Origin of the sequence: Actinoplanes oblitus, from assembly GCF_030252345.1 — a bacterium.
Classification (GTDB): domain Bacteria; phylum Actinomycetota; class Actinomycetes; order Mycobacteriales; family Micromonosporaceae; genus Actinoplanes; species Actinoplanes oblitus.
Window position 1 is genome coordinate 3,491,828 of the sequence record NZ_CP126980.1, and the last position, 19,420, is coordinate 3,511,247.

Consider the following 19,420-nt stretch of genomic DNA (forward strand, 5'->3'; position numbering starts at 1 on the left):
GGAGTAATGCGGTGATCGTCGGGTATCCGCCGCCATATGCGAGTCCTGGGAATCAACGCGATCTTCCATGATCCGGCCGCCGCGCTGATCGTGGACGGCCAGGTGGTGGCCGCCGCCGAGGAGGAGCGGTTCAGTCGCCGCAAGCACGGCAAGCGCCCGGTGCCCTTCGCCGCCTGGGAGCTGCCCGAACTGTCCGCCGCCTGGTGCCTCGCCGAGGCCGGGCTGGAACCCGGCGACCTGGACGCGGTCGCCTACTCGTTCGACCCGGGGATCAGCCGGGACGCCGCCGACCTGGGCCTGGCCGACCCATGGGATCACCTGCGGATCGACTACGCCCGGCGGGCCCCGCAGTTCCTGGCGAGCGCGCTGCCCGGCCTCGACCCGGAGCAGGTGCGGTTCGTGCCGCACCACGTGGCGCACGCGGCCTCGGCGGGACTGTCGGTGCCGGACGACAACGCCGTGCTGGTGCTGGACGGGCGCGGCGAGGTGGCCGGGCACCTGGCCGGGGCGTACCGCGACGGCGAGCTGACCGTGCTGCGCACCCAGGAGCTGCCGCACTCCCTCGGGCTGCTCTACGAGGACCTGACCCGGCACCTGGGATTCCTGCACTCCAGTGACGAATACAAGGTGATGGCGCTCGCGTCGTACGGAAAACCGAAGTTCTTGGATCTTCTGCGGGAGCTGGTCAAGCCGACCGGGGACGGCGGGTTCACGGTGGACCGGATCGACTGGAGCGCTCTGGCCAAGCCGTGCCCGCCCGGCGGGGAGCTCGGCGACGAGCACGCCGACCTGGCGTCCAGTGTGCAGAAGCGGCTCGAGGAGGTGATCCTCGACCTGGCCCGGTGGACCTTCGAGGCATCCGGCGGGCTGCCCACGCTGACCCTGGCCGGCGGCACCGCGCTGAACTGCGTGGCCAACGCGCGGGTCGCCGCCGAGGGACCGTTCCAGCGGGTCTGGGTGCAGCCGGCGGCCGGCGACTCGGGGACCGCGCTCGGGGCGGCGCTCGCGGTGCACGGGCAGAGCATCCCGTTCACCACGGCGGCGCTCGGCCGCGGCTGGAGCGACGACGAGCTGGAGGCCGAGCTGCGGCGGGCGGCGCTGCCCTACACCCGGCCGGCCTCGATCGCCGCCGAGGCCGCCGAGGTGCTGGCCCGCAACGGGATCGTGGCCTGGTACCAGGGGCGCAGCGAGTACGGGCCGCGCGCGCTCGGGCACCGCTCGCTGCTGGCCCACCCCGGCGACCCGGACACCCAGCGGCGGATGAACGACGTGAAGGGCCGCGAGCAGTTCCGGCCGATCGCGCCGATGGTCCGCGCCGAACGCTTCCACGACATCTTCGACGGGGTCTACCCGAGTGAGCACATGCTCTTCGTGCACCGCGTCAAACCCGAGTGGCGGGACCGGATCCCGGCTGTCGTGCACGTGGACGGCACCGCCCGGGTGCAGACCGTGCACCAGGAGACCGAGCCGGTGGTGGCGGCGATGCTGGCCGAGTTCGAGAAGCGGACCGGGCTGCCGGTGGTGGTGAACACCTCGCTGAACACCGCCGGGCGGCCGATGGTGGACACCCCGCGCGAGGCGATGGAGCTGTTCGGCTCGGCGCCTGTCGACCTGCTCGCCATCGGGCCGTTCGCGGTCCACCGGGCCGGAGCGTTCGGCAAGTGATCAGCGTTGTCATCCCGACCCTGGGACGGCCGAGCCTGTCCGCGCTGCTGGAGCGCATCCGCGACGACGATCTGGAGATCATCGTCGTCGACGACCGTCCCGACCGAGACGATCGGCTGGAAACCCCGGGCCGGGTCATCGCCGGCCCGGCCCGGGGCCCGGCGGCGGCCCGCAACGCCGGGTGGCGTGCCGCCCGGCACGAGTGGGTGGTGTTCCTCGACGACGACGTGCTGCCCGACCCGGACTGGCCGCGCCGGCTGAAGGCCGACCTGGCCGCGGCCGGCCCGGAGATCGGCGGCGTACAGGGCGTGCTGAGCGTCCCGCTGCCCGACGACCGCCGGCCGACCGACTGGGAACGGGTCACCGCGGGTCTCGCCGACGGCGCCTGGATCACCGCCGACATGGCGTTCCGCCGCACCGCCCTGTCCGCCGTCGGCGGCTTCGACGAGCGCCTGCCACGGGCCTTCCGGGAGGATGCCGAGCTGGCCTTCCGGGTCCGCCAGGCCGGGTGGCAGCTGCGTCGGGGTGACCGCCGGACCACCCATCCGGTACGCCCGGAGAGCCGCTGGGTCAGCCTGCGCACCCAGCGCGGCAACGCCGACGACGCGCTGCTGCGCCGCCTCTACGGCCCGCGGTGGCGCGACCTGCTGGCCATCCCGCCCGGCCGCCGCCCCCGGCACGCGGCGGTCACCGCGGCCGGCGCGCTCGCCCTGGCCACCGGGGTGACGGCGGCGATCACCAGGCGCCCGGGCTGGGCGCTGGCCGCCGCGGCCGCGACCACCGCGTGGGCGGCCGGTACCGCCGAGTTCGCCGCCACCCGGATCGCCCCCGGCCCGCGCGACCGGCACGAGGTCGCCACGATGCTGCTGACCAGCGTGGCGATCCCGCCGGTAGCCATCGCGTACTGGCTGCGCGGCTGGTGGCGCTGGCGGTCCGCCGAACCGGCCTCGGCCCCGGCCGGCACACCGGCCACCAGGGTGGTGGCCGCTTGATGTCACGGCTCTACGACGCCGTCCTGTTCGACCGGGACGGCACGCTGATCGTGGACGTGCCGTACAACGGTGACCCCGGCAGGGTCACACCGATGCCCGGCGCGCGGGCCGCCCTGGACCGGCTGCGCGCCGCCGGCCTGCGCCTGGGCGTGGTGACCAACCAGTCCGGTCTGGCTCGCGGCCATTTCACCGCCGGCGAGCTGACAGCTGTCAACCGGCGGGTCGAGGAACTGCTCGGGTCGTTCGACACCTGGCAGATCTGCCCGCACGACGACACCGCCGGCTGCGACTGCCGCAAGCCACGGCCCGGCCTGATCGAGGCGGCCGCGCGGGCGCTGGGCACCACCCCGGAGCGCTGCCTGGTGGTCGGCGACATCGGCCGGGACATGACAGCGGCGCTCGCCGCCGGGGCGGCCGGCATCCTGGTGCCGACGCCGGTCACGCTGCCGGACGAGGTGGCGGCCGGCCCCACGGTGGCCGCCGATCTGACCGCCGCCGCCGACCTGATCCTGCGGCGGGAGGCACTGGTACGGCCGGTGGCGCCCCGGACGGCGGGGACCGTGCTCGCGGTGCGGTCCGACTCCGCGGGGGACGTGCTGGTCACCGGGCCGGCGATCCGGGCACTCGCGCACCACAGCGAGCGGGTGGTGCTGCTCTGCGGGCCGCGCGGGCGGGCGGCGGCCGAGTTGCTGCCCGGTGTCGACGAGCTGATCGAGTGGCGGCTGCCGTGGATCGACCCGCAGCCCGATCCGGTCGACGCGGCCGACCTGGCGGCGCTCACCGAGCGGATCCGCGCGGCGCGGGTCGACGAGGCGGTGGTCTTCACCTCCTACCACCAGTCCGCGCTGCCGCTCGCGCTCCTGCTGCGTACCGCCGGGGTCGGGCGGATCACCGCGATCAGCGAGGACTATCCGGGGTCGCTGCTGGACGTGCGGCACCGCGTACCGGACGGGATCCCGGAACCGGAGCGGGCCCGCAGCGTGGCGGCGGCCGCCGGCTTCGGACTGCCCGACAGTGACCCGGGCGGCCTGCGGGTGCGGGACGTCCGGCGCCGAGGACCTGGTGACTACGTGGTGGTGCACCCGGGGGCCAGCGTCGAGGCGCGGTCCTGCCCGCCGGAGACCATGCGGGAGATCGTACGGACGCTGGCGGCCGGCGGGCACCGGGTGCTGGTGACGGCGGGACCGGGGGAGGAGCCGCTGGCGTCGTACGTCAAAAGCTCCGTGGCGGACCTCATCGAACCGACCTCCCTGACCGAACTGGCCCACCTGTTGGCCGGCGCGTCCTGCCTGGTCGTCGGCAATACCGGGCCGGCGCACCTGGCGGCGGCCGTCGGCACCCCGGTGGTCAGCCTCTTCGCGCCGACCGTCCCCTATGCGCAGTGGGGGCCCTACCGCGTCCCGGCGATCCGGCTCGGCCAGCCCGGTGCCGTCTGCCGCGACACCCGCGCGACGACCTGCCCGGTCGCCGGCCATCCCTGCCTGTCCACCGTCGATCCGGCCGAGGTGCTGGAGGCCGTCACCCGGCTCGGCGCGAAGGTCCGATCACCAAGAGAGGTAGCCGCGTGAACATCCTGCTCTGGCACGTCCACGGCTCCTGGACCACCTCGTTCGTCCAGGGCAAACATCGTTACCTGATCCCGGTCAACGACGCCCGCGACGAGTGGGGACGCGGCCGCGCCCGCACCTTCGACTGGCCGGACAGCGTCGAGGAACTGCCGCTCGACCAGATCCGGGACGCGGACGTGGCGATCGTCCAGCGGCCCGAGGAGATCGACCTGGTACCGCCAAGTCTTCCGGTGATCTACGTGGAGCACAACACCCCCAAGGGGGACGTCCCGGACACCCGGCATCCGCTGGCCGACCGGGACGACGTGGTGATCGCCCACGTCACCCACTTCAACGAGCTGTTCTGGGACTGCGGCTCGACCCGGACCACCGTCATCGAGCACGGCATCGTGGAGCCCAAGGCGCGCTGGACCGGCGAGCTGGAACGCCTCGCCATCGTCACGAACGAGCCGATCCGCCGCGGCCGGGTGACCGGGACCGATCTGTTCGGACGGTTCAGCCCGGTGGCGCCGCTCGACGTCTTCGGGATGGGCGTGGCCGGCCTGCGGAGCGAGCGGATCACCCCGTACGACGATCCGCCCCAGGCGGCGATGCACGAGCAGCTCGCCCAGCGCCGCGCCTACCTGCACCTGTGCCGCTGGACCTCGCTGGGCCTGAGCCTGATCGAGGCGATGCAGATGGGCATGCCGGTGATCGGCCTGGCCACCACCGAGGCGATCGCCGCGGTGCCACCGGACGCCGGCGTCCTGTCCACCCGGGTCGACACGCTGGTCGAGGCGGCCCAATGGCTGATCGACGAGCCCGAGGAGGCGCGCCGGATGGGCGAGCGCGCCCGCCGGACCGCCCTCGCCCGGTACGGCCTCGACCGTTTCCTCGCCGACTGGGATCACCTTCTGGAGGAGCACGCATGCGGATCGCGATGATCTCGGAACATGCCAGTCCGCTCGCCGCGCTCGGCGGGGTCGACGCCGGCGGCCAGAACACGCACGTCGCCGAACTGGCGGCGGCGCTCGCCGCGGAGGGCCACGAACTGCGCGTCTACACCCGGCGGGACAGCCCGGACCTGCCGACCGTGGTGCCGATGGGCGAGCGGATCGATGTGGTGCACGTGCCCGCCGGCCCGGCGTCGGTGCTGCCCAAGGACGAGCTGCTGCCGCACATGGGCGCGTTCGCCGAGTGGATGGCGGCGGACTGGCAGGACTTCGCGCCCACCGTGGCACATGCGCACTTCTGGATGAGCGGGCTGGCCGCCGTCACCGCCGCCCGGCGGTACCCGGTGCCGGTGGTGCAGACCTACCACGCGCTCGGTAGCGTCAAGAAACGCCACCAGGGCACGGCCGACACCAGCCCGCGCCACCGGGTCGGCTACGAACGGCAACTCGGCCGGGTCGTCGACCAGGTGATCGTGCAGTGCCAGGACGAGCTGCGCGAACTGGTGTTGCTCGGGGTCCCGCGGGCCCGGACGACGCTGGTCCCGTCCGGCGTGAACGTGGAACGCTTCCGCAAGGACGGTCCGGCGGCCGCCCGATCGGAGCGGCAACGGATCCTGAGCGTCGGACGGCTGGTGCCGCGCAAGGGCTTCGAGGAGCTGATCACGGCGCTGCCCGAGGTGCCCGGCGCGGAGCTGGTCATCGCCGGCGGACCGGATCCGGCCCGGCTGGCCCTCGACGACTACGCGCAGCGGTTGCTCCACCTGGCCAAACAGTGCCGGGTCGACGACCGGGTCCGGCTGCTCGGCGCGGTGCCGTCGCACGAGATGCCGGACTGGTACCGCTCCGCCGACGTGGTGGCGGCCACCCCCTGGTACGAGCCGTTCGGGCTGACCCCGCTCGAGGCGATGGCCTGCGGGGTGCCGGTGGTGGCCACCGCCGTCGGCGGGCTCACCGACACCGTCGTCGACGGGGTCACCGGCGACCTGGTGCCACCGCACGACCCGCGCGGGTTGGGCCAGGCGCTGCGGCGGCTGCTCACCGACCGGAACCGGCGGCTCAGTTACGCGGCGGCGGCGGTGGACCGGGCCGTGCACGCGTACGCCTGGCCGCAGATCGCCACCCGGATGAGCGCGGTGTACGCGAGCGTGGCCTCGATCCCGGCGGTGGTGGCGTGATGGACCCGATCGAGGCGCACCTGGCCGGGCTCGGCGCGGCGCTCGGGCCGTACCGGACGGTGGCCCCGCGACTCGCCGACTGGGGCGCCGAGCTGGCCTCGCACCTGTCCCGCGGCGGCCGGCTGCTGGTCGCCGGTAACGGCGGCAGCGCGGCCGAGGCGCAGCACCTGGCGGCCGAGCTGGTCGGGAAACTGCGCGAGGACCGGATGCCGCTGTCCGCGATAGCGCTCACCCCGGACTCGTCGGCGGTCACCGCGATCAGCAACGACTACGGGTTCGACGAGGTGTTCGCCAGGCAGGTGCGGGCGCACGGCCGGCCCGGCGACGTGCTGCTGGTGCTCTCCACCAGCGGCCGCAGCCCGAACCTGGTGGCGGCGGTACGGGCCGCCAAGGAGTGCGGGATGCGAAGCTGGGCGATGGTCGGCGCCGGCCCGAGCCCGGTCGGCGACGCCTGCGACGAGGTGCTGCACTGCCCGTCGCCGGACTCGCAGGTGGTTCAGGAGCTGCACCTGGTCTCCGTCCACCTGATGTGCGAATACCTGGACCTGGCCCTGGCGAAGCCGGACCATGCCCTCTCCACGCGCCAGGAAACGACGACGAAGGAGGCGACGACGGACGAGGAGGAGCACGTGTCGAAGCCACTGCTGGTCGTCGTCGGCGACACCCTGCTGGACCGGGACGTCGACGGCGAGGTGCACCGGATCGCGCCGGACGCCCCGGCGCCGGTCCTCGACGAGCGGGCGGTCCGGGAACGACCCGGCGGCGCCGGCCTGGCCGCCCTGCTGGCGGCCGGCTCGGCGGACTGCGACGTCGCGCTGGTCACGGCGCTGGCCGCGGACGCCGACGGGGCGGCGCTGAGCGAGATGCTCACGGCGGCCGGCGTCACGACGTACGCTCTGCCGCTGCCCGGCGCGACCCCGCAGAAGATCCGGCTCCGGGCCCGCGGCCAGGTGCTGCTGCGCCTGGACCGGGGCGGTGCCGCCCAGCCACCCGGCGACGCGCCGGACGGCCTGCTCGACGTGCTCGGCACGGCCACCGCGATCCTGGTCAGCGACTACGGCCGGGGCGTCGCGGCGCACCCGGCGGTGCGGGCCGCGCTGGAGAAGGCGTCCGCCCCGATCGTCTGGGACCCGCACCCGAACGGGCCGCCGCCGGTGCCCGGGGTCGCGCTCGTCACCCCGAACCTGGCCGAGGCCGTCAAGGTCACCGGGGACGCCGCCCACGGCACGACGCTGAGCACCGCGCAGCGGACCGGGCACCGCCTGAAGGACCGGTGGCGGGCCCGCGCGGTGGCTGTCACCTGCGGGTCCGACGGGGCGGTCCTGTGCCAGGCCGGTCCGACGCCGCTGGTCGTGCCGGCCGGCGCGGACGCGGGCGAGGCGGACACCTGCGGGGCCGGTGACCGGTTCGCGGCCGCGGCGGCGCTGTCGCTGGCCGGCGGGTCGCTGGTGTCCGAGGCGGTGCAGGACGCGGTCGCCGCGGCGACGTCCTATGTCCGCACCGGCGGGGTGACCGCGGCGCTGGCCCGGCCCGCCGCGGAGCCCGCCGTGGCGGCCCCCGGCGGGACCACCGCGGGCGAGGAGCGGATCGGCGCCGACGCGGCCGGCCGACTGGCCGCCGAGGTGCGCGAGCGCAACGGCGTGGTGGTCGCCACGGGCGGCTGCTTCGACCTGCTGCACACCGGGCACCTGGCCACCCTGCGCGCCGCCCGCCAGCTCGGCGACTGCCTGATCGTGTGCCTGAACAGCGACGACTCGGTGCGCGGGCTGAAGGGACCGGACCGGCCGCTGAACTCGCAGGCCGACCGGGCCCGGCTGCTCGCCGCGCTGGACTGCGTGGACGCCGTGGTCGTCTTCGACGAGCCGACGCCGGAGGCGGTGCTGTCCTGGCTGCGCCCGGACGTCTGGGTCAAGGGCGGCGACTACGCCGACGGCGGGCCCACGCTGCCCGAGGCGGAGCTGGTCAAACGCTGGAACGGCCAGACCGTGATCGTGCCGTACCTGGACGGCCGCTCCACCACCCAGACGATCGCCGCGGCGCGGGTCGCCGCGACCACCAACAGCGGGAGGTAACGACAGCATGGACGCAGTCATCATCACCGGGGGATCGAGCGGGCTCGGGGCCGCTGTCGCCGACAACGTGATCAAGGCGGGCGGGCGGCCGTTCGTCATCGACAGGCAGAAGCCGGCCCGCGACGACGTGCCGTGGATCGAGTGCGACCTGGCCGACACCCGGGCCGCCGAGCAGGCCACCCGCAAGGCGATCGAGATGGCCGGCGGCCGGGTCGACGGGGTGGTCACGGCGGCCGGGTTCGACGTGCCGGGCTCGCTCGGTGACGTACCGGGGGAGGTGTGGGACCGGATCGTCGCGGTGGACCTGCTGGCCACGGCGGCGGTGGTGCGGGCCGCGCTGCCGGAGCTGAGGGAGTCGCACGGCGGCGTGGTCACCATCGCGTCCACGCTGGGGATCAAGGCGGTGGCGGACGCGACGGCGTACTGCGCGGCCAAGTTCGGGGTGGTCGGCTTCACCCGGGCCCTCGCGGCCGAGCTGGCCGGGGAGGTCGGCGTCACGCTGATCATCCCGGGCGGGATGCGGACGAAGTTCTTCGACGAGCGGGAGGACCGGTACAAGCCCGGGCCGGACGCGAAGCTCAACGACCCGTGCCACGTGGCCGACGCGATCCTGTTCGCGTTGCGGCAGCCCGCCGGGTGCGCGGTGCGCGAGCTGGTCATCGCGGGGGAGACGGAGACGTCGTACCCGTGATCCTGGTCCTGCGCGCGCTCGGGGTGGGCGATCTCGCGACCGGGGTGCCGGCGCTGCGTGCCCTGCGGGCCGCGTTCCCCGGCGACGAGCTGGTGCTCGCCGCACCGACCTGGCTGACGCCGCTGATCGACCTGATCGGCGGCGTCGACCGCGTCCTGCCCACCGACGGCCTCGGTGGTCCGGCACAGGACTGGCTCGCCGGCAGCCCGCCGAAGCTGGCGGTCAACCTGCACGGCAGCGGCCCGGAATCGCATCGACTGCTGCTCGGGACCCGCCCGGCGCGCCTCTGGGCCTTCCGCAACGCCGCGGCGGGTCATCTCGACGGACCGGAGTGGTCGGACGACGAGCACGAGGTCCGCCGCTGGTGCCGGCTGCTGCGCCACTATCGGATCGACGCCGACGAGTCCGACCTGAGACTCGAAACCCGATCCGGGTACGCCCGGAGCGGCGTCACCATCGTGCACCCGGGAGCGAAGTCCCCGTCGCGCCGCTGGCCACCGGAGCGGTATGCCGAGGTGGCGCGCCGCCTGGAGGACACCGGCCACCACGTCGTGATCACCGGCAGTCCCGCCGAACGCGACCTCACCGCCAAGGTCGCCGCCGACGCCGGCCTCGGCCCGGAGGCGCTGCCCGGCACCGATCTGGCCGCGCTGGCCGGTCTGATCGCCGGCGCCCGCCTCCTGATCAGCGGCGACACCGGGGTGTCGCACCTGGCCACCGCGTTCGGGACCCCGTCGGTGACCCTCTTCGGCCCGATGTCCCCGGCCCGCTGGGGGCCGCCGCCGGACCGCCCGCGGCACCGCGTCATCTGGCACGGCACGCGCAGCGAGCGCGGCGACGACCCCGGCCCGGACGTGCACCCGGCCCTGCTCGCGGTGACGGTGGAGGAAACCCTCGCCGCCGCCGGGCAGGCGCTGGCCTCGGCGCGCTGCTGACCGGCGGCCGACCGGACCCGCGTGAACGAGTCTTTGATCGTCGCCTTTCCGGATCTTGGCCGGATTTCGATCCGGGGGCGCGGGCTGCGGCATTAGCCTTCTTGGCATGCCTGAGGATGCCGGCGCGCGGACCGGGCATGTGATCGTGTGCGGGCTCGACGACGTCGGGCTGCGGACCGTCGAGCAGCTCTACCACGCGGGCGTGCGGGTGGTCGTGGTGGAGGACGACGCCGACCCGCGGCTGGTCCGGGTGGTGCGCGGCTGGGGCGTGCCGGTCGTCGTCGGGAGTCCGCGCCTGCTGGAGACCCTCGACGAGGCGGGCCTGCCCGAGGCGGTGGCGGTGATCTGCGTGCTCGCCGACGACCTGCACACGCTCGAGGCGGCGCTGCTGATGCGCGAGCGGCGGCCCGAGGTCCGGGTGGTGGTGCAGCTGCGGAATCCGGCGGTCGGCCGGGCCCTCGGCGACCTGCAGATCAGCGTGCTGGACGTGGCCGGGCTGTCCGCGCCGTCGGTGGTCGAGGCGTGCCTGCGGACCGGGTCGCACGAGCTCGACCTGGACGGGAACAGGTTCGTCGCGGCCCAGGTCGTCATCGACTTCACCGGGACGCTGCGCTCGCACTACGGATCGCTGGCCCCGCTCGCGCTCAGCCCCGGTGACGGCGGTGAGGTGGTCATCTCGCCGGGTCGTGACCATCAGGTGCGGCCCGGCGACCAGGTGACCCTGCTCGGCACGCCGGAGGAGCTGGCCGCGGCCGGGGTGATCGGCACCGACGGTGACGCCTCGGAGGCTGGGCCGGCAGGGGTGTCGCGGTCGCTGCGGCTGGCCGGGTCGGTGCTGCGGGCGATGGACCGCCGGATCGCGTACGCCCTGATCGCCCTGCTCCTGCTGCTGAACATGTCGATCCTGGTGCTCCAGCTCGGCTACCGCGAGCCGGACGGCACCCGGATGACGCTGCTCGACGCGGTGTACTTCTCGGTCGAGTCGATCGCCACCGTCGGTTACGGCGACTTCAACTTCCGCCACCAGGAACCCTGGCTGCGGATCTTCGCGATCGGCCTGATGATCCTCGGCGCCTGCTTCGCCGCCACCTTCATCGCCCTGCTCACCAACGTGCTGGTCTCCATCAAGATCCAGGAGGCGCTCGGCAACCGCCTGCTCGACCGGCTCACCGACCACGTGGTGGTGGTCGGCATCGGCTCGGTCGGGGTACGCGTGGTGGAACGGCTGCGCGCCACCGGCACCGAGGTCGTGGTGATCGAATCCGACGAGAACAACCGCTATCTGGACGAGGTGCGCGAGAGCGGGGTCCCGGTGCTCGTCGCGGACGCCACCCTGCCTCGCACCCTGGACCGGGTGCAGCTCGCCTCGGCCCGGGCGGTCGCCGTGCTGACCAGCGACGACCTGGTCAACCTGGAGACCGGCCTGGCGGTCCGGGACCGGCTGGGCGAACGGTGGGGCCGGGTGCCGGTGGTGCTGCGGCTGTTCGACCGGACGCTGGCCACCACGGTCGAGCGCACCTTCGGTCTCGGGCTGGCACGGTCGACCGCCGCGCTGGCCGCGCCGTGGTTCGTCGGGGCGGCGCTGGGCCTCGACGTGCTGGCCACGTTCTACGTCGGGTCGCGGCTGATGCTGGTCGGGCGGCTGACCGTGGCGGCGACCGGCGGGCTGGACGGGCTGGCGATGCGTGACCTGTCGGCGCGCATCCGGGTGGTCGCGATCCGGCGCGGCGCGATCCTGGAGCACCCGCCGCGCCGGGACACCCGGTTCGCGGCGGGCGACGAGGCCTACCTGATCGGGCCCTACGAGGAGCTGTTGCAGGTGCTGCGCCGCGACGCCGCCGACCTCAGGCGTGGTGGCCCACCTGCTGGAGAACGCTGAGCCGGTCCGGCACACCCCAGTGCTCCACCATCCGGCCGTCCACGAACCGGGCCACGTCGATCACGTCGATGCTGACGGGCCGGCCGGTCGGCGGATGCCCGAACTGGCCGGTGCCGCTGTCGGTGCCCCGGGCGCGGACCCGCATCCACACCTTGTCGCCCTCCCGGGTCGCGTCCTCCACGGTGTACCGCAGGTCCGGCAGGCCGGCCCGGAGCATCCGGACGAACTGCTTGAACTGCTCCCGGGTGACGACTCGCCCCGGGCTGCCGTCCGGAGCGAACTGGTGGTCGATGATCTCGTCCGCGACCAGCCGGTCGGCGGCGTCGAGATCACCCTTGCTGAAAACCTCGTCGAAGAGCTGGGTGAACGCCTCGATGCTCATGTCGGCACCTCTCCATTTTTTGGGTAGAGCAACGCTCTACTCAACATGGTGCCTACACTCTCCCGGTGGCTGTCAAGAAGCCGTACGTGTCGGCGTACCGTCAGGAGCAGGCCCGCCGGACCCGCCGGGCGATCCTGGAGGCGGCCGCCGTCCTCTTCGTCGACCCCGGATATGCCGCCACCCCGCTGACCGCCGTCGCGGCGCGCGCCGGGGTCGCGATCCAGACGCTGTACAAGGCCTTCGGCAGCAAGCAGGCGCTGCTCTCCGCCCTGGTCGACGTCACCATCGCCGGTGACGACGAGCCGCGGGCGCTGCCCGATCGCGGGTTCGTGGCGGAGATCCGCGCGCTGTCCGGCACCCGCGCCCGGCTGGACCGGTACGCGCGGCACCTGACCGAGGTGCACGCCCGGCAGGCGCAGGTGATGCTGGCCCTGTCCGCCGCGGCCACCGCCGACCCGGAGGCGGCGGCCGTCTGGCGCAAGAACGAGGACGACCGCCGCGCCGGGATGCTGATGTTCGCCGCCGACCTGCTGGCCAGCGGTGAACTGCGCCCGGAGCACACCGTCGAGACGGTGGCCGACGTGCTGTGGCTCGCCATGGACGTGCGCAACTACGACTGGCTGGTGCGCCGGCGCGGCTGGTCACCGGCCGACTTCCGTCGCTGGTACGTGGACACGGTCGCCGCCGCGTTGCTCGGGGACAGGCCCTAGCTGTCCGGATGGGGACTCGTGCCTCGACCCACCCGGTGATCACTGAGAGTATCTAGTTTCTCACTTTCAGCTGAGACATGTATCTGCCGGCCGCCGCGCCGCCTCTTCATCTCTTACCGACCACCGGATTTGAGGTGTCCCATGACTCACCGACTCAGCTGCGTCACCCCGCCCTACATCCTCACCAAGCTCATGGAGAGCGATAACCAAGAGATCCGCGACGCCGCCATGTCCACCCTGCTCACCACGGCCCAGTTGGCCGGGGAGCGCTCGGTGCGCGGCCTGATCGCCGGCGTCCTCGCGGCGCCCGAGGACGGCCGGCGCAGCATCTACGACTGCCGGCACGGCACGTACCTGCCGCTGGCGAAACTGGTCCGCTCGGAGGGCGGCAAGGCGGTCACCGACGTCTCGGTGAACCGGGCCTACGACGGCTTCGGTGACACCCGGCAGTTCTACCAGGAGGTCTTCGAGCGGAACTCGATCGACGGCCACGGCATGCGGCTGCGCGGTTACGTGCACCGCGGCCGCCGCTACAACAACGCGTTCTGGGACGGCCAGGAGATGGTCTTCGGGGACGGCGACGGGCAGGTCTTCACCGACTTCACCGCCTCGCTCGACGTCATCGCGCACGAGTTGGCGCACGGCGTCACCGAGCACACCGCCGGCCTGGAGTACCGCAACCAGTCCGGCGCCCTCAACGAGTCGATGTCCGACGTGTTCGGCGCGATGGTCAAGCAGTGGAAGCTGCGGCAGACCGCCGACCAGGCCGACTGGCTGATCGGCGCCGAGGTCTTCACCCCGACGATCGACGCCGACGCGCTGCGGTCGATGAAGGCGCCGGGCACCGCGTTCGACAACAAGCTGTTCGGCAAGGACCCGCAGCCCGACCACATGGACCGCTACGTGAAGAAGCCGGACACCCCGGAGGGCGACAACGGCGGCGTGCACTACAACTCGGGTATCCCGAACAAGGCGTTCTATCTGGTCGCGATCGGGATCGGCGGATTCTCCTGGGAAGCGCCCGGGCACATCTGGTATGAGTCGTTGAAGGCGTCGACGCCGACCACCGACTTCCAGGGGTTCGCCGACACGACGTACCGCAAGGCCGAGGAGCTCTACGGCTCGGGCAGCGACGAGCAGCAGACGGTGAAGGGGGCATGGGCCGAGGTGGGCATCCAGGTGACCACGACTCCGACACTTGTGGGGCGCCGCTAGATGCGCGTGACCCTCACGACGCACGGCGGGCTGGCGGCCGCGATCACCTCGCGGCTGCCGGCCAAGGTCGTCGACACCACCGACCTCAAGCCGGAGGACGCGGCGGAGTTGCGCGAGCTGATCGCGGCCGCCGCCTCCGCCGCGGCGCCGGCCACGAGCCCGGCCGCCCGGGACGCGATGAGTTACACCGTGCTGGCCGAGTCGGCCGCCGGTGGCACCACGCTGACCGCCTCGGACGCCGCGATGAGCGCCGAGTTCGCCGCCCTGCTGGACTGGCTGGAGGACCACTGAAACCGATTTACGGTACGCGATAGCCGGCGATCAGGATGTCGACGGCCTCGGTGAACCGTGAGTCGAAGTCGAGCCCGGCCCGCGTGGTGATCACCTCCACGAGGTTCGGGAACTCGGCCGGATCGAGGTCGCCGGAGCGCTGATCGAGGTCGGGCTCGGAGCCCTCGTGGCCCGGCGTCCGGCCCACCTCGGCGAGCGTGTGACCGATAGTGAACGTGGCCACCACGTTCACCACGTCCATCGCCCGGCCCAGCGGCAGCCCGGCCGCGCGCATCGCCGCCAGCCAGCGCTCCGACATGCGCAGCGCGTCCGGTGAGTTCACCGGCCGGGTCGCGGCCAGCGGCAGTACCCCCGGGTGCGCCTTGAGGGCGGCTCGCATGGCGTGGGCGAAGTCGCGCACCCAGGGTTCCCAGCCCGCCGGCCCTGGCTCGCCCAGCCCGGCGAACGCTGTCTCCATCACCCGGTCGACCAGGCCGTCCAGCAGCGCGTCCTTGTTCGGCACGTGCCGGTAGAGCGACATCGCCTCCACGCCCAGCTGCGCGCCCAGCTTGCGCATCGACAGCGCGGGCAGCCCGTGCGCGTCCACGTAGTCCAGCGCGGCGTCGAGCACCCGTTCCCGGCTGAGTCCGGCCTTCATGGTTCCCCTCTTGACGAAGCTTACGGTGTAAGTCAGGCTAGCAAAGCTTACACCGTAAGCATGACGTCCGGAGGTGGATGATGTTCCCGCTCGCCCTGGCCCTGATCCTCGCCGCTGTCGCCTATCACGCGGTGATGACGCTGACCGACCTGTTCCCGTTCAACAACATCCGCGGTGCCACGCGCTCCGAGCGGCGCACCGAGGTGGCGATCAACGCGCCGGTCATGGCGCTGCCCGCGGTGCTGCTGGCGGTGGCCGCCGCGACGTCGATCCCGGTGCTCGGCTACGCCGGGGCCGTCGTGGAGTCGCTGGCCGTGCTGGGCGGCCTGCTGCTCTGGTGGTCGCCCTACCTGGCCGGGGTGACCATGCCGTGGGCCACCGCCGGTGTCGGCGCCTCCTGGTCCGAGCTGCACGCCCGCACCTACGGCCGGACCGTGATCGTGCTGCCCCGCATCGGCGACCGCCCGCGCCCCAACCTGGAGCACATGATCCTGCACGCCCTGATGCTGGCCGCGGCCGTCACCACGTTCCTGGCCAGCGCGAGCCTGTGACTCAGCGGCGGGCCGCCACCGCCTTGCGGTCCGCCCGGGGCCGGAGGGGGTGGCGGTGCTCGACCCGGTTCGGCGGGCTGGGGCGTTCCCGGAGCATCCGGGTGAGGCGGTTGCGCCCGAGCGGCGGGAGCCGGACCGGCTCGCCGGGCGGCTTCGGCGCCGACCAGTCCATCCGCCAGGCCGGGCGGAGCACCGCCACCAGATAGGCGAGCCCGCAGATCCACAGTGCCGTGTCCAGGCCGCCGGCGTTCAGCAGGGCCGCGCCGAGCAGGCCGCCGACCGGGATGCCGGCCCAGGCCCACGCGCTGATCAGGGTCTGCACCCGGCCGCGCAGGGGTGCCGGGATCAGCTCCACCTGCACCGTCTCCAGCAGCGGGTTGAACAGGCCGGAGCCGATGCCGGCCAGGGCGTACACCGCGATCACCACCTGGGGCGGCAGGCCCAGCGCGAGCACGACGATCCGGGTCGGCCCGCTGCTGAGCACCCCGATCAGGTACGTCGCCCGGCGCGGCAGCCGCGCCCCGAAACCGGCCGAGGCCAGCGCTGACGCTATCGAGGCCAGCCCGACCGTGCTCAGCGCCAGCCCGACCACGGTGGCGCCGTAGCCGCCGGCGCGTGCCCAGACCGGCAGCAGCACCGCCATCAGCGCCTGGTCGAGCAGGTTGGTCACGACGAACATCGCGGTCAGCGCGCGCAGCGGCCGGCTGCGCCGCAGGAACGCGGTTCCGGTGCGCAGCCGGTCCAGATAGGTCCGGTCGTCGCGGCCGCGATCGCGCACCGGATCCGACACGGTCAGCGTGACGATCACGGTGGCCGCGCCGAGCATCGCGGCGGCCGCCCACAGCGCGCGATCGCCGCCGAGCGTGGCGACCAGCCAGCCGGCCAGCGCGGTGCCGGCCGCGGTGGCGGTCCGTTCCACGGCGGTGGCCAGGCCGACGCCGCGGGTGGTGGACTGGCCGGCGTCGGCCGCGGCGAACGGCACCAGCATCCGCTTGGCGGCGCTGGCCGGCCCGTCGGCACAGCCGACCACCACCAGCATCAGGGTGAGCAGCCAGAGCGGCGGGGTGCCGAAGACGGCCGGGATGATCAGGACGAACGCCGAGCTCACGTCGCCGGCCATGCTGATCCGGCGCGGCCCGACCCGGTCCAGCAGGGGGCCGGCCAGCCACTGGGTGAAGGCGTACGGCAAGACCTGGCAGGCCACCACCAGCCCGGTCTGCGCGGCGCTGCCGGTCCGGTCCAGCACCAGCCAGGGCACGGCGACGGTGAGCAGCCGGTTGGCCGACAACGTGCAGGCCTGCGAGCTCAGTACACCGGTCAGTCCACGCCATCTCACCCGGCCATCACCGGCCGTGTCGTCAAGGGGTAGTGCGAGAGCGCCATCCGGCATCCTTCGGCAAAAGGCGGGGCGGTTCTCTCGCACGGTAAATGTCAGCGGGCCACGGCGGGTAGTCGACGATCGATGGGGCGATAGCCACTTAGCGTCACCTACGGGACTGCGCCACCCCCGGTGGATCGGTATTTCCCGCAGGTCAGGCCATCGAAGGTCAACTGTGCCGGGTCGCGTTTATCGGCTACTCGACTCGAAGAAATGATGTTCCCGAAGTCGCACAGTGAGTCCGTCATACGCTGCCCCGGGCCGCCGGAGGCGCCGATGACGGGGCGCCCACCGGCCGGGCCGGTGCGGCGGATCAGGCGGGTTCCGGTTCGCGCTCCGGCTCGACGGGCATCGGCTCGGCCGGCGCCGGCGGGAGCGGGTCCGGGCTGTCCGGGGACAGCTCGCCCGGGTCGTCGGGAATCGGCGCTCCGGGGTCCAGCGGCGGGTAGCGGTCCGGGTCGGACGGCAGGCGTTGGATCGGCATCTCGGCCCCCTCGCGGCGGGGCCCGCCCCGCTCCGGGGCGGGCTTCAAGATCCGCATACCCGCCCCGGTGCCGGGCAAACGACCAGCGCTTTCGCCGCGACTCACTCCCGCAGGGCGTCGGCGATCGCGGTGGCGCCGGCGTTGAACCGGATCGTGCGGTGCACGGTGCCCGGGTCGTGCAGGGCGGCCAGCACCACCGCGGCGACGTCGGCCCGGCTGACCGCGCCGGCCGTGGCGCCCTCGGCCGCGGTCTCGATCCGCCCGCTCGGCGGGTCGTCGGTGAGCCGGCTGGGTCCGAGGATCGTCCAGTTCAGGCCGGTCCGCGCGAGCTGGGTGTCGGCGGCGGCCTTCGCCTCCGCGTACGGGAAGAAGCCGCTGTCGGCGGGCACCCCGTGGTCGAGCTGCGAACCGAAGTAGGAGACCATCAGGTAGCGGCGGACGCCGGCGAGCTCCGCCGCCTCCATCGAGCGGATCGCGGCGTCCCGGTCCACCGCGTAGGTGCGCGCCGGGTTGCCGCCGCCGGCACCGGCCGACCACACGATCGCGTCGTGCCCGCCGAACAGCTCGGCCAGCTCCGCGACACCGAGCGCCTCGACGTCGGCGACCAGCGGGGTGGCACCGGAGGCCGCCACGTCCGCGCGATGCTCCGGATTGCGGAACACCGCTGTGACCTCGTGTCCGGCTTCGATCAGCAGCGGCAGGAGCAGCCGGGCCACTTTCCCGTGCCCGCCCACGACAAGAACACGCGTTTGGTCCATTCCGTCACGCTACTCGCCTGAAAGTCCGGCGGGGACCGGGGCTCGCCCGGTCTCCGCCGGTGTCACCGGTCAGGCCTTGACGATGGGCTTGAGTGCCTCGGCCACCGTGGTGACCAGCCCCGGCCGGTGGCCGTTGCGGATCAGGTTGATGGTGATCCCGTCGATCCCGGCGCCGATCACCTTCTCGTGCAGCTGCTCGGCCACCTGCTCCGCGGTACCGAGGAAGGCCCGGTTGCGCCGGTCCTCCGGGATCGACGCGGCCAGCTCCCGCACTTCCGCCTCGTCCTCGCCGATCATGCCCATGACCAGGTAGCTCGTGGCCAGGGTCGCCGGGTCGCGGCCGATCTCCGTGCACCGCTCGCGCAGCACGCCGACCTTGCGGGCCAGGTCGTCCACGTCGCAGATGATGTTCATGTGGTCGGCGAAGCGGGCCGCCAGCCGGAACGTCTTCTGCTCGCCGGAGCCGCCCAGCATGATCGGGATGCTCGGGCGCAGTCGCGGATTGTTCATCGCCCCGCGTGCCGTGTACCACTTGCCGTCGAGGCTGGCCGGCTCACCCTTGAGCATCGGCGCGATGATCGTCAGCGCCTCCTCGAGCCGCTCGAAGCGCTGCCCGAACGTGCCGAACTCGAAGCCCAGGTCGTGGTGCTCGCGCTCGAACCAGCCGGCCCCGATGCCGAGGATCGCCCGCCCCTTCGACACCACGTCGAGAGTGGTCACCGTCTTGGCCAGCAGAGCCGGATTACGGTACGTGTTGCCGGTCACCAGCGTGGACAGCTGAATCGTCGAGGTCGCCGACGCGAGCGCGCCGAGCGTGGTGTACGCCTCGAGCATGTTCTGATCCGGTGTGCCGATCCCCGGCAATTGGTAGAAATGGTCCATCACCAGCACGGTGTCGAACCCGGCGGCCTCGGCCTCCCGCGCCTGCGCGGCGACCGTGTCGAACAGGTTCTCGACCGGTACGCCGGGATAGGTGAAGTTCGGAATCTGGTACCCGAGCCGGATGCTCACGCTTGCCTCCGCCAATGTTAGAGGACTCTCACCTCAATGTAAGAGCTAACTTACACCGTCGTGGCGCCCGTCGCCGCGAGACGCGCTTTGATAT

19 protein-coding genes are annotated in these 19,420 nt (G+C 73.2%); 13 read left to right on the top strand and 6 right to left on the bottom strand.

Annotation, left to right across the window (positions count from 1 at the left end; all coding sequences use genetic code 11):
• Positions 1–36 precede the first annotated feature (36 nt).
• The 9 genes from Actob_RS15610 to Actob_RS15655 all read left to right on the top strand — a co-directional run bounded on the left by Actob_RS15610 (position 37) and on the right by Actob_RS15655 (position 11,909).
• Complete coding sequence (locus Actob_RS15610) at positions 37–1,665, top strand: carbamoyltransferase family protein (RefSeq protein WP_284920907.1); 1,629 nt, start codon at positions 37–39, stop codon at positions 1,663–1,665.
• Positions 1,662–2,657, top strand: coding sequence for a glycosyltransferase family 2 protein (locus Actob_RS15615; protein ID WP_284920908.1), 996 nt, complete (start codon positions 1,662–1,664; stop codon positions 2,655–2,657). The genes Actob_RS15610 and Actob_RS15615 overlap by 4 nt, the downstream gene beginning before the upstream one ends.
• Positions 2,657–4,225, top strand: a complete 1,569-nt coding sequence (locus Actob_RS15620; protein WP_284920909.1) for an HAD-IIIA family hydrolase — start codon at positions 2,657–2,659, stop codon at positions 4,223–4,225. Before Actob_RS15615 ends, Actob_RS15620 begins: the two co-directional genes overlap by 1 nt.
• Entirely contained in the window at positions 4,222–5,148 is a 927-nt protein-coding gene (locus Actob_RS15625; RefSeq protein ID WP_284920910.1) for a glycosyltransferase, read from the top strand. Before Actob_RS15620 ends, Actob_RS15625 begins: the two co-directional genes overlap by 4 nt.
• A complete protein-coding gene (locus Actob_RS15630) occupies positions 5,133–6,332 on the top strand; it encodes a glycosyltransferase (RefSeq protein WP_284920911.1) in 1,200 nt (399 codons plus the stop codon). The genes Actob_RS15625 and Actob_RS15630 overlap by 16 nt, the downstream gene beginning before the upstream one ends.
• Positions 6,332–8,404, top strand: a complete 2,073-nt coding sequence (locus Actob_RS15640; protein WP_407653652.1) for a PfkB family carbohydrate kinase — start codon at positions 6,332–6,334, stop codon at positions 8,402–8,404. Before Actob_RS15630 ends, Actob_RS15640 begins: the two co-directional genes overlap by 1 nt.
• 7 nt (positions 8,405–8,411) lie before the next feature.
• Positions 8,412–9,095: an SDR family oxidoreductase gene (locus Actob_RS15645; RefSeq protein WP_284920912.1), complete on the top strand. Its 684-nt coding sequence runs from the start codon at positions 8,412–8,414 to the stop codon at positions 9,093–9,095.
• Positions 9,092–10,030 carry a glycosyltransferase family 9 protein gene (locus Actob_RS15650; protein WP_284920913.1) on the top strand — a complete coding sequence of 313 codons (939 nt, stop codon included), beginning with the start codon at positions 9,092–9,094 and terminating at the stop codon, positions 10,028–10,030. Before Actob_RS15645 ends, Actob_RS15650 begins: the two co-directional genes overlap by 4 nt.
• Before the next feature lie 106 nt (positions 10,031–10,136).
• Complete coding sequence (locus Actob_RS15655) at positions 10,137–11,909, top strand: NAD-binding protein (RefSeq protein ID WP_284920914.1); 1,773 nt, start codon at positions 10,137–10,139, stop codon at positions 11,907–11,909.
• On the opposite strand, the gene Actob_RS15660 is transcribed toward Actob_RS15655, so the two are convergent.
• Positions 11,875–12,291 carry an ester cyclase gene (locus Actob_RS15660; protein ID WP_284920915.1) on the bottom strand — a complete coding sequence of 139 codons (417 nt, stop codon included), beginning with the start codon at positions 12,289–12,291 and terminating at the stop codon, positions 11,875–11,877. The two genes, Actob_RS15655 and Actob_RS15660, sit on opposite strands and share 35 nt — an antisense overlap.
• Before the next feature lie 65 nt (positions 12,292–12,356).
• Between Actob_RS15660 and Actob_RS15665 the strand changes: the two genes are divergently transcribed.
• The 3 genes from Actob_RS15665 (at position 12,357) to Actob_RS15675 (ending at position 14,507) form a co-directional block, all read left to right on the top strand.
• Positions 12,357–13,001, top strand: coding sequence for a TetR/AcrR family transcriptional regulator (locus tag Actob_RS15665; protein ID WP_284920916.1), 645 nt, complete (start codon positions 12,357–12,359; stop codon positions 12,999–13,001).
• Between the two features lie 141 nt (positions 13,002–13,142).
• Complete coding sequence (locus Actob_RS15670; RefSeq protein ID WP_284920917.1) at positions 13,143–14,216, top strand: M4 family metallopeptidase; 1,074 nt, start codon at positions 13,143–13,145, stop codon at positions 14,214–14,216.
• Positions 14,217–14,507 (top strand): protealysin inhibitor emfourin, encoded by a 291-nt coding sequence (locus Actob_RS15675; protein ID WP_284920918.1) that lies wholly within the window; start codon positions 14,217–14,219, stop codon positions 14,505–14,507.
• 7 nt (positions 14,508–14,514) lie between these two features.
• On the opposite strand, the gene Actob_RS15680 is transcribed toward Actob_RS15675, so the two are convergent.
• The gene (locus tag Actob_RS15680) at positions 14,515–15,144 is read right to left on the bottom strand and encodes a TetR/AcrR family transcriptional regulator C-terminal domain-containing protein (protein WP_284920919.1); all 630 of its coding nucleotides are present in this window, start codon (positions 15,142–15,144) and stop codon (positions 14,515–14,517) included.
• 80 nt (positions 15,145–15,224) lie between these two features.
• Between Actob_RS15680 and Actob_RS15685 the strand changes: the two genes are divergently transcribed.
• Positions 15,225–15,695 (top strand): hypothetical protein, encoded by a 471-nt coding sequence (locus Actob_RS15685; protein ID WP_284920920.1) that lies wholly within the window; start codon positions 15,225–15,227, stop codon positions 15,693–15,695.
• A gap of 1 nt (position 15,696) precedes the next feature.
• Here Actob_RS15685 and Actob_RS15690 read toward each other — a convergent pair whose 3' ends face one another.
• From Actob_RS15690 to Actob_RS15705, 4 genes are all read right to left on the bottom strand, one after another.
• Entirely contained in the window at positions 15,697–17,031 is a 1,335-nt protein-coding gene (locus Actob_RS15690) for an MFS transporter (protein ID WP_284920921.1), read from the bottom strand.
• Between the two features lie 355 nt (positions 17,032–17,386).
• The gene (locus tag Actob_RS15695) at positions 17,387–17,557 is read right to left on the bottom strand and encodes a hypothetical protein (RefSeq protein WP_284920922.1); all 171 of its coding nucleotides are present in this window, start codon (positions 17,555–17,557) and stop codon (positions 17,387–17,389) included.
• 101 nt (positions 17,558–17,658) lie between these two features.
• Complete coding sequence (locus tag Actob_RS15700) at positions 17,659–18,315, bottom strand: SDR family oxidoreductase (protein ID WP_284920923.1); 657 nt, start codon at positions 18,313–18,315, stop codon at positions 17,659–17,661.
• A 69-nt stretch (positions 18,316–18,384) separates the two neighbouring features.
• Positions 18,385–19,326, bottom strand: coding sequence for an LLM class F420-dependent oxidoreductase (locus Actob_RS15705; protein ID WP_284920924.1), 942 nt, complete (start codon positions 19,324–19,326; stop codon positions 18,385–18,387).
• Positions 19,327–19,420 lie beyond the last annotated feature (94 nt).

Bases quoted from the DNA above. Each gene is read 5' to 3' on its own strand.
- Actob_RS15610 (WP_284920907.1), top strand. From the start codon at position 37: ATGCGAGTCCTGGGAATCAACGCGATCTTCCATGATCCGGCCGCCGCG.
- Actob_RS15620 (WP_284920909.1), top strand. From the start codon at position 2,657: ATGTCACGGCTCTACGACGCCGTCCTGTTCGACCGGGACGGCACGCTG.
- Actob_RS15630 (WP_284920911.1), top strand. From the start codon at position 5,133: ATGCGGATCGCGATGATCTCGGAACATGCCAGTCCGCTCGCCGCGCTC.
- Actob_RS15640 (WP_407653652.1), top strand. From the start codon at position 6,332: ATGGACCCGATCGAGGCGCACCTGGCCGGGCTCGGCGCGGCGCTCGGG.
- Actob_RS15645 (WP_284920912.1), top strand. From the start codon at position 8,412: ATGGACGCAGTCATCATCACCGGGGGATCGAGCGGGCTCGGGGCCGCT.
- Actob_RS15655 (WP_284920914.1), top strand. From the start codon at position 10,137: ATGCCTGAGGATGCCGGCGCGCGGACCGGGCATGTGATCGTGTGCGGG.
- Actob_RS15660 (WP_284920915.1), bottom strand. From the start codon at position 12,291: ATGAGCATCGAGGCGTTCACCCAGCTCTTCGACGAGGTTTTCAGCAAG.
- Actob_RS15670 (WP_284920917.1), top strand. From the start codon at position 13,143: ATGACTCACCGACTCAGCTGCGTCACCCCGCCCTACATCCTCACCAAG.
- Actob_RS15675 (WP_284920918.1), top strand. From the start codon at position 14,217: ATGCGCGTGACCCTCACGACGCACGGCGGGCTGGCGGCCGCGATCACC.
- Actob_RS15680 (WP_284920919.1), bottom strand. From the start codon at position 15,144: ATGAAGGCCGGACTCAGCCGGGAACGGGTGCTCGACGCCGCGCTGGAC.
- Actob_RS15685 (WP_284920920.1), top strand. From the start codon at position 15,225: ATGTTCCCGCTCGCCCTGGCCCTGATCCTCGCCGCTGTCGCCTATCAC.
- Actob_RS15695 (WP_284920922.1), bottom strand. From the start codon at position 17,557: ATGCCGATCCAACGCCTGCCGTCCGACCCGGACCGCTACCCGCCGCTG.
- Actob_RS15700 (WP_284920923.1), bottom strand. From the start codon at position 18,315: ATGGACCAAACGCGTGTTCTTGTCGTGGGCGGGCACGGGAAAGTGGCC.